We start from the raw sequence: 8,745 nt of genomic DNA on the forward strand, positions 1-8,745 counted from the left end.
GGCCTGCGCAGCGGCCGGTGCCAGGCAGGGCCGGCCGGCCAGCAGCAGCAGCGCCGCGAGCCCGAGGCGGGCCGCTCGCAGGGCGCAGAGCGGGAGGGAGCGAGGAAAGGAGACCGTCATCGAAGCGCCGATTCTGCCGTCCCGGCCGCCGTGGCCGTGGCATTTTCCCGTTCGTTGCGGCAAGTCCCGGGGCCGCGCGGCCCGCGGCGGGACTATGCTGCGGGCCGAGGGGGTTGGATCGAGCATGCAGATGTCGTTGCGTTGGTTGCCGGGCTGGGCGTGTGCGCTGTTCCTGGCCGCCGGCGGTGTTCCGACGGTCGCCGTCGCGGCCGACAAGCCCGATTGCCCCCGCCCGATGAGCCTCGCGCTGCACGAGCACGGCCTGCTCTATTCGGCCGTCACCGGCGAGGGCATCGACAAGGACATCGCCGACGAATTGTCGCGCCGCAGCGGTTGCAAGTTCATCGTCTCGGTGCTGCCGCGCGCGCGCATCTGGCAGCTGATCGAGGGCGGCGCGCTCGACTTCAGCCTGTCGGGCATCACCAACCCGGCGCGCGAGCAGTTCGCCGCGTTCGCCTGGTACGTGTCGAACAAGTACTACCTGCTGGTGCGCCAGGATGCCAACGTCGCCGCGCTGGCCGATTTCGAGCGCAACCCGCAGCTCAGGCTCGGCGTGATCCGCAGCTTCCGCTACAGCCCGACCGCCAACCGCCTGGTCGACGCGCTCGATGCGCAGGGCCGCGTGAGCCATGCGTCCAGCCTCGAGCCGCTGTACCAGGTGCTGCTCGACAACCGCGTGCAGGCGATGATCATCGAGCCCTTCGACTACCCGACGGTGCAGCAGGGCACGATCCGCGCGCAGACGCGCATCGTCGAGTTCGACGACCCGGCGGTGCCGCACGGGCTGATCATGTCGAAGAAGTCGGTGTCGCCCGCGCAGCAGCAGGCCTGGCGCGCGCTGATCGACGAGATGCGGGCCGACGGCAGCATCCAGCGCATCTTCGAGAAGTACTTCTCGGCCGAGCTGGCGCGCACGATGACGCWGTTCTGAGCACGGGCCCGGTGTGAAGCGAGCCCTTCCGCTGCTGATGTCGCTGCTGGTCGGGGCCGTCTCGCTGACGGTCACCGCACTTGCGTGGCACCACGAGCGCGCGTCCGAGACGGCCGCGCTGCGTGCGAGCTTCGACTTCGGGCTGCGCCAGGCCACCAGCCGCATCGAGCAGCGCATGGCTGCCTACGAGCAGATGCTGCGCGGCGTGCAGGGCCTGTTCCTCGCGTCCGGCTCGGTCGACCGCGCGCACTTCGACCGCTATGTCGAGGCGCTGCTGGTCGGCGTCGACTTCAACGGCCTGCAGGCCATCGCCTACGGGCCATTGGTGCAGGGGCCCGACGTGGCGGCCCACGAGGCGGCGCAGCGCCTGTCCGGCGTGCCGGGCTACCAGGTGCGCCCGCCCGGGCCGCGCGCGAGCTATGTGCCGGTCACCTACATCGCCCCGGCGGTCGGGCGCAGCCTGAGCGCGCTCGGCTACGACATCTCCACCGACCCGTCGCGCCGGGCCGCGCTCGACAAGGCGCGCGACTCCGGCAGCGTCGCGATCACCGGGCGCATCCGCCTCGTCACCGAGCCCGACCACGCGCCGCAGTACGGCTTCCTGATGCTGCTGCCGCTGTACGCGCCGGGGCAGCCGGCCGACAGCGTGGCCGCGCGCCGGCGCCACGTGGTGGCCTGGGTGTGGGCGGGTTTTCGCATCGGCGACCTGATGTCCAGCCTGTACGGCGAGTCGACGCCGGGCCTGGACCTGCGCATCTACGACGGCGTCCAGCTGAGCGACGACGCGCTGATGTACCGCTCGATCGGGCCGGAGGCCGACCGCCAGCCGGCGCGCTTCGAGGCGCAGGAGTACATCGGCGTGGCCGGCCAGAGCTGGACGGTGCAGGTGCGCAGCACGCCGGAGTTCGAGGCGCGCCACCACCGCGAATCGGCGCGCACCATCGGCTTCGCCGGCATCGGGCTGAGCCTGCTGCTGGCCGCGCTCACCTGGCAGCTCACGACCGGGCGCATGCGCGCCTACAGCGTCGCGCGCGTGATGACGCGCGAGCTGCGCGACAGCGAGCTGCGCTACCGCCGCATCGTCGAAACCGCGAACGAGGGCATCTGGCTCGTCAACGCGCAGGCCTGCCTGTCCTTCGTCAACCCGAAGCTGCTGCGCCTGCTCGGCCAGGGCGCGGCCGACATGCTGGAGCGCCCGCTCGCCGAGTTCGTCGACGACCCCGGCGGGCTGCTGGCGCCGGCCGTGCTGGCGAGCCGCCGGCCGGGCACCGTCGAGGCCGTCGAGCTGCGCATGCTGCGCAGCGAAGGGCAGCCGCTGTGGGTGTCGATGTCGGTCACGCCGGTGTTCGACGAGGCCGACCGCTACGTCGGCTCGCTCGGCATGGTGACCGACATCAGCGAGCGCAAGCAGGCCGAGGCCCGGCGCGCGCTGCTCGAGGCACAGCTGCGCGAGTCGCAGAAGATGGAGGCGATCGGCACGCTGGCCGGCGGCATCGCGCACGATTTCAACAACATCCTCGCGGCCATCCTCGGCAACGTGTCGCTGGCGCGCGACCGGCTCGACGACGCGCACGGCGCGACGCCGCCGCTGAAGCAGATCGAGATGGCCGGCGTGCGCGCGCGCAGCCTGGTGCAGAAGATCCTCGCGTTCAGCCGCATGCAGCCGCACGAGCTGGTGAGCCAGCCGATGCGGCCGATGATCGAGGAGTCGATCGCGCTGCTCCGCTCGACGCTGCCGGCGACGGTCGAGCTGGTGCTGGTGCTCGAGGACCGGCCGCTGTTCGTCAGCGCGGACGCCACGCATGTGCAGCAGATCCTGCTGAACCTGTGCACCAACGCCTGGCATGCGCTGCAGGGCAGCAGCGGGCGCATCACGATCGGGCTGGACGAGCGCCGCATCGACGCCGACGAGGCGCAGCGCCTGGGCGAACTGGCGCCCGGGCCGTGCGTGCACCTGTGGGTGGCCGACAACGGCGTCGGCATGGACGAGGCCACGCGTGCCCGCGTGTTCGAGCCGTTCTTCACCACCAAGCGGGTCGGGCAGGGCACCGGCCTCGGGCTCTCGGTGGTGCACGGCATCATCACGGCGCATGCCGGCGCGATCGATGTCGACAGCGAGCCGGGGCGCGGCAGCACCTTCCACCTCTACTTCCCGCTGCTGCCGCACCGGCCGCAGCGCGGCGACGCCACCGCCGAGCCGGTGCGCGTGCCGGCGGGCCGCGGCCAGCACGTGATGGTGGTCGACGACGACCCGGCGATGCTGCTGATGGTGGAGAGCCTGCTGCAGCGCGCCGGCTACCGCGTGACCGGCATCGACCAGCCGCGCGAGGCGGCGGCCAAGCTGCAGGCCGACCCCGCGGGCTACGACCTGGTGGTGACCGACTACAACATGCCGGAGCTGACCGGCATGGAGCTGGCGGTCGAGATCGCGCGCATCCGCGCCGACCTGCCGGTGGTGATCAGCTCGGGCTTCATCTCCGACGAGATGCGGGCCGCGGCGCAGCAGGCCGGCGTCAAGGGCCTGATGCAGAAGGAGTACACGCTGGAGCAACTGGGCGGCATCGTGCACGCGGTGCTGAACCCGGCACCGGGCGCCGGGTGATGACGGCTACCCGCCGCGGCGGTCACCAGCCGTCGCTGCCGCCGCCGTCCGAGCCACCCCCGCCACCGCCACCGCTGTCCCAGTCGCCGCCCGAGCCGAAATCGACCGAGCGGTTCGACAGCTCATCGGCCGCGCCGTTGTCGAAGTAGCCAGGGCTCATGCCCCCATCCGACGCATGGCTGGCCGACGAGGAGCCGCCGTCGCGGTTGCCGTCCAGCATCTTCTCGGCGAGCATGCCGGCCGCGAAGCCGCCTGCCGCTGCGAGGCCGGTGCCCAGCATGCCGCTGCCCTGGCCGCCGCCCATCGGGCTGTAGTTGGGGCCGTAGCCGCCGCTCTGCATGCCGCCGTAGGCGGGCGTCATCGACTGCGCGTTGCGGCGGGCGCTGAACATGCGCCACAGCAGCACCGCGATCACCGCGAAGCCGACGCCCCAGATCCAGCCGGGGATGCCGCTGCCGCGCTGTGCGGCGGCGCGCGGCGCCTGCACCGCGGTGCCGGTACCGGCTGCCGTGCCGCCGGCCGAGGTGGTGGCGCGCTGCTCACGCTCCAGCAACTGCTCGAAGCTCTTGAACTTGTCGGGCTGCGTGAAGCCGATCGCCGGGTCGAGCTGCTGCGCGAGGCGGGCCTCCTGCAGCGCGAACTCGAAGCGCTTGTTGTGCGCCAGGATCTCGGCGTAGACGTAGTGCGCCTTCGCGCTGCCGGGCTTGGCCGCGACCACGTCGCGCATCAGCACCTCGGCCTGGGCGTAATTGCCCTTCTGCACCTCGGCCTGCACCTCGGTGACGGACGGCAGCGCGAACGCCGCGGCCGACACCAGACCCATGGCCACGAAGGCCAGCATGGCAAGAAGTCGTTTCATGTCCGTTTGCCTTTCTCTTTCAGGAGGACCTCGATAAAGGAGGCTTGCGGCCCTCAGGTGGGGGCCGATGCGCCGGTCACAAGGGCCTGCCGCAACTCGGTCCGGGCATGCCGCATCACCGCGATGCCGCCCTGCAGGCCGAGGCCGGCCATCAGCAGCGCGACCACCACATCGGGCCACATCGTGCCGGTGCCGAACACGCCGACCGCCGCCAGCAGCACCGCGGCATTGCCGATCGCATCGTTGCGGCTGCACAACCACACCGAGCGCATGTTGGCATCGCCCTCGCGGAAGCGGTAGAGCAGCAGCGCGACGCCCAGGTTCACCGCCAGCGCCAGCCCGCCGATCCAGCCCATCGTGGCCGGTGCCGGCGACGCGCCGTACCAGGCGTGCCACAGCGCCAGCCCCAGCACGCCGGCGCCATAGACCGCCATCGTCGCGCCCTTGAACCAGGCGACCCGCGGCCGCCAGACCGCGGCCATGCCGAGAGCGACCAGGCTCAGCCCGTAGTTGACGGCATCGCCGAAGAAATCGGCCGCATCGGCCAGCAGCGAGGCCGAATCGGCATGCACGCCGCCGCCGATCTCCAGCACGGCCATGCCGGCGTTCAGCACCAGCGCGACCCACAGCACGCGGCGGTAGGCGGCCGACACCGGGCCGGTGGGCAGGTGGTCATGGGAATGGCCGTGGCCGCCGGCCCCGTCATGGGCGTGGGCAGGGCTCTGGTGGTCGTGATCGCAGCAATGTCGTGACATGGACAACTCGTGGCAAGGCGGAAGCGCTGTGGCACATTCGAAAGCCTGGAGTCCCTCCAAGGTCAAGTCCCCATGCGCATCAAGGATGTATCCGAAGCCACCGGCGTGCCGGCCGACACCATCCGGCACTACGAGAAGGCCGGGCTGCTGCCGCTGCCGGCGCGTGCCGGCAACAATTACCGCCGCTACACCGAGGCCGATGTGCAACGGCTGCGCTTCATTCGCAACTGCCGGTCGCTGGACATGAGCCTGGACGAGGTGCGCCCGCTGCTCGACTTCCTGGACCACCCGCAGGCCGATTGCTCGAAGGTGGATGCGGTGATCGAGGGCCACCTGGCGCACGTGCGCGAGCGGCTGGCGAGCCTGCAGGTGCTGGAGCGCCAGCTGGAGCTGCTGACGCAGGTGTGCGGCCAGCAGCGGGCCCAGGAGCTGTGCGGCATCGTGATGGCGCTGTCGAAGGATGCGCCGGGCGGCGTGCCCCCGACCGGACGCGGCGTGCACACGACCTGAATCCCGACCCTACAATTCGCGCCGCAGCGGTCCGTGGCGGCCGCGTTCCGGAAAGCCTCCTCATGAACAACGAGCCCCCCGCCGACAAGCCCGTCGGTCACAACCACGGTCCCGATCTCTCGCACATCGCCCCGCGCGACAAGGCGGAGATCCTGGCGCAGGCCTTGCCGTACATCCGCAAGTTCCATGGCAAGACCATGGTCATCAAGTACGGCGGCAACGCGATGACCGATCCGGCGCTGCAGCAGGATTTCGCCGAAGACGTGGTGCTGCTGAAGCTGGTGGGCATCAACCCGGTGGTGGTGCACGGCGGCGGGCCGCAGATCGAGGACGCGCTGGCCAAGATCGGCAAGAAGGGCACCTTCATCCAGGGCATGCGCGTCACCGACGAGGAGACCATGGAAGTGGTCGAGTGGGTGCTGGCCGGCCAGGTGCAGCAGGACATCGTCGGGCTGATCAATGCGGTCGGCGGCAAGGCCGTCGGCCTGACCGGGCGTGACGGCGGGCTGATCCGCGCGCACAAGCTGAAGATGGTCGACCGCGACGACCCGACCAAGGTGCACGATGTCGGCCAGGTCGGCGAGATCGAGTCGATCGACCCGTCGGTCGTCAAGGCGCTGCAGGACGACCAGTTCATCCCGGTGATCTCGCCGCTCGGCTTCGGCTCGGAGAACGAGAACTACAACATCAACGCCGACGTGGTGGCCGGCAAGCTGGCCGAGGTGCTGAAGGCCGAGAAGCTGCTGATGCTGACCAACATCCCCGGCGTGCTCGACAAGCAGGGCAAGCTGCTGACCAACCTGTCGGCGCGCGAGATCGACGAGCTGTTCGACGACGGCACGATCAGCGGCGGCATGCTGCCGAAGATCGCGTCGGCGCTCGACGCCGCGAAGAACGGCGTGAACACCGTGCACATCATCGACGGCCGCGTGCCGCACGCGATGCTGCTCGAGATCCTGACGGAACAGGCCTACGGCACGATGATCCGCAGCCACTGAGGCTACCGGGGCGGGTACCCCGCCTCGGTCAGCGCCGCCGCGAGGAGGCTCCGGTCCGACGCCGATTCCACCTCGACGGTGTGTTCCGCCAGGTTCACCACCACCAGCGCGTGCGGATCCGCCTCTTTCAGCGCCTGTGTCACCGCCTTGACGCAGTGGCCGCAGCTCATCCCGTCCACTTGAAATTCGATCATCTCTCTCTCCAATGACATCGGTCGACAGTCACGCACTGTGAAGCTTGCCACGGTGGCAGGGTCAAGCCTCGGCGCGAAGCCCCACGACGCACAAGGCCTTGACCTTGCCATGATGGTAAGGTCGACAGTCGCGTCATGAACACGAATTCCCTGTCCCTCAGCATCGACGGCATGACCTGCGCGTCGTGCGTCACGCGCGTCGAGAAAGCCTTGCAGCGCGTGCCGGGCGTGCTGTCGGCGACCGTCAACCTGGCGACCGAGCGCGCCGAGGTGCAGACGAGCAGCGGCGATGCGGCGGCGCTGCTCGCGGCCGTCGAGAACGCGGGCTATGCGGCGCATGTGCACGAGGACGACGAGGCGCCCGCGGCCGCAGCCCCGGCCTGGCCGGTGATCGCGGCCGCTGCGTTGTCGCTGCCACTGGTGCTGCCGATGCTGCTGTCGCTCGCCGGTGTCGACGCGATGCTGCCGGGCTGGCTGCAGCTGCTGCTCGCGGCGCCGGTGCAGTTCGTGCTCGGCGCCCGCTTCTACCGCGCCGGCTGGAAGGCGCTGCGCGCGCGCACCGGCAACATGGACCTGCTGGTCGCGCTCGGCACCTCGGCCGCCTTCGGGCTCAGCGTGCAGCAGCTGCTGGTGCACGGGGCGCAGGGCGGCCACGGCCACCTGTATTTCGAGGCGTCGGCGGTGGTGATCACGCTGGTGCTGCTCGGCAAGTGGCTGGAGCAGCGCGCGAAGCGCCAGGCCACCGATGCGATCCAGGCGCTGAACGCACTGCGCCCGCAGACGGCGCGGGTGCGCCGCGACGGCGTCGAGCGCGACCTGCCGATCGCGCAGCTGCAGGTCGGCGACCTCGTCGTCGTGCGGGCCGGCGAGCGCATGCCGGTCGATGGCGAGGTGCTCGAAGGCGAGAGCCATGTCGATGAATCGCTGATCACCGGCGAAGGCCTGCCGGTGCTGCGCCAGCCGGGCGCGCGCGTCATCGGCGGGGCGGTCAACGGCGAAGGGCTGCTGCTGGTGCGTGCGACGACGCTCGGCGCCGCGTCGGCGCTGTCGCGCATCGTCCACCTGGTCGAATCGGCGCAGGCGAAGAAGGCGCCGATCCAGCAGCTGGTCGACCGCGTCAGCGCGGTGTTCGTGCCGGTCGTGCTGGCGCTCGCCTTCGTCACGCTGCTTGGCTGGGGCGTGGCGACCGGGGGCTGGGAGCAGGCGGTGCTGAACGCGGTGGCGGTGCTGGTGATCGCCTGCCCGTGCGCGCTGGGCCTGGCGACGCCGGCGGCGCTGATGGCGGGCACCRGCGTCGCGGCGCGGCGCGGCATCCTGATCAAGGACGCCGAGGCGCTGGAACGCGCGCGGCAGGTCGACATCGTCGCGTTCGACAAGACCGGCACGCTGACCGAGGGCCGGCCGGAGCTCGTCGCGTGCGAGCCGGCGGACGGCGATGCGCAGGCGCTGCTCGCCGACAGCGCGGCGCTGCAGGCCGGCAGCGAGCACACGCTGGCGGCGGCGGTGCTGGCCGCGGCGAAGCACGACGGCCTCGCGATCACGACGGCCGGCCAGGTGCGCAGCGTCGCCGGCCGGGGCCTGTCGGGCGAGGTCGGCGGGCGCGCGCTGTGGCTCGGCAGCAGCCGCTTCATGGTGGAGCAGGGCATCGACCTGTCGCCGCTGCAGGCGCGGGCCGATGCGTTGCAGGCCGAGGGCCGCACCGTCTCGTGGCTGGGCGAGGCGGGCGCGGTGCCGCGGCTGCGCGGCCTGCTCGCCTTCGGCGACGCCGCGAAGCCG

The 8,745-nt window shown here is 71.2% G+C and carries 8 protein-coding genes; 5 read left to right on the forward strand and 3 right to left on the reverse strand.

Features of this window, described 5'->3' with window-relative positions:
- Window positions 1–250: 250 nt before the first annotated feature.
- Window positions 251–1,051 carry a substrate-binding periplasmic protein gene (locus tag AC1DXV_RS27415; RefSeq protein ID WP_477936534.1) on the forward strand — a complete coding sequence of 267 codons (801 nt, stop codon included), beginning with the start codon at window positions 251–253 and terminating at the stop codon, window positions 1,049–1,051.
- A gap of 13 nt (window positions 1,052–1,064) precedes the next feature.
- Window positions 1,065–3,653: a CHASE domain-containing protein gene (locus AC1DXV_RS27420; protein WP_477936536.1), complete on the forward strand. Its 2,589-nt coding sequence runs from the start codon at window positions 1,065–1,067 to the stop codon at window positions 3,651–3,653.
- A gap of 22 nt (window positions 3,654–3,675) precedes the next feature.
- Here the strand turns inward: AC1DXV_RS27420 and AC1DXV_RS27425 are convergent, their stop codons facing one another.
- Both AC1DXV_RS27425 and AC1DXV_RS27430 read right to left on the reverse strand, forming a co-directional pair.
- A complete protein-coding gene (locus AC1DXV_RS27425; protein ID WP_477869355.1) occupies window positions 3,676–4,512 on the reverse strand; it encodes a tetratricopeptide repeat protein in 837 nt (278 codons plus the stop codon).
- Window positions 4,513–4,565: 53 nt separating this feature from the next.
- A complete protein-coding gene (locus tag AC1DXV_RS27430) occupies window positions 4,566–5,267 on the reverse strand; it encodes a cation efflux transmembrane domain-containing protein (protein WP_477869357.1) in 702 nt (233 codons plus the stop codon).
- Between the two features lie 72 nt (window positions 5,268–5,339).
- On the opposite strand from AC1DXV_RS27430, the gene AC1DXV_RS27435 reads away from it, so the two are divergent.
- Together AC1DXV_RS27435 and argB are read left to right on the forward strand one after the other, a co-directional pair.
- On the forward strand, window positions 5,340–5,777 hold the full coding sequence (locus AC1DXV_RS27435; RefSeq protein ID WP_047584660.1) for a Cd(II)/Pb(II)-responsive transcriptional regulator: 438 nt from the start codon (window positions 5,340–5,342) through the stop codon (window positions 5,775–5,777).
- Window positions 5,778–5,839: 62 nt separating this feature from the next.
- Window positions 5,840–6,775 (forward strand): acetylglutamate kinase, encoded by a 936-nt coding sequence (gene argB, locus AC1DXV_RS27440; RefSeq protein WP_047500810.1) that lies wholly within the window; start codon window positions 5,840–5,842, stop codon window positions 6,773–6,775.
- A gap of 2 nt (window positions 6,776–6,777) precedes the next feature.
- Here the strand turns inward: argB and AC1DXV_RS27445 are convergent, their stop codons facing one another.
- A complete protein-coding gene (locus AC1DXV_RS27445) occupies window positions 6,778–6,969 on the reverse strand; it encodes a heavy-metal-associated domain-containing protein (RefSeq protein WP_073465611.1) in 192 nt (63 codons plus the stop codon).
- Window positions 6,970–7,104: 135 nt separating this feature from the next.
- Here AC1DXV_RS27445 and AC1DXV_RS27450 point away from each other — a divergent pair.
- On the forward strand, window positions 7,105–8,745 hold a 1,641-nt coding region (locus AC1DXV_RS27450), incomplete at its 3' end, for a heavy metal translocating P-type ATPase (protein ID WP_477936539.1).

It is taken from the genome of Rhizobacter sp. P3_C12 (genome assembly GCF_056402735.1).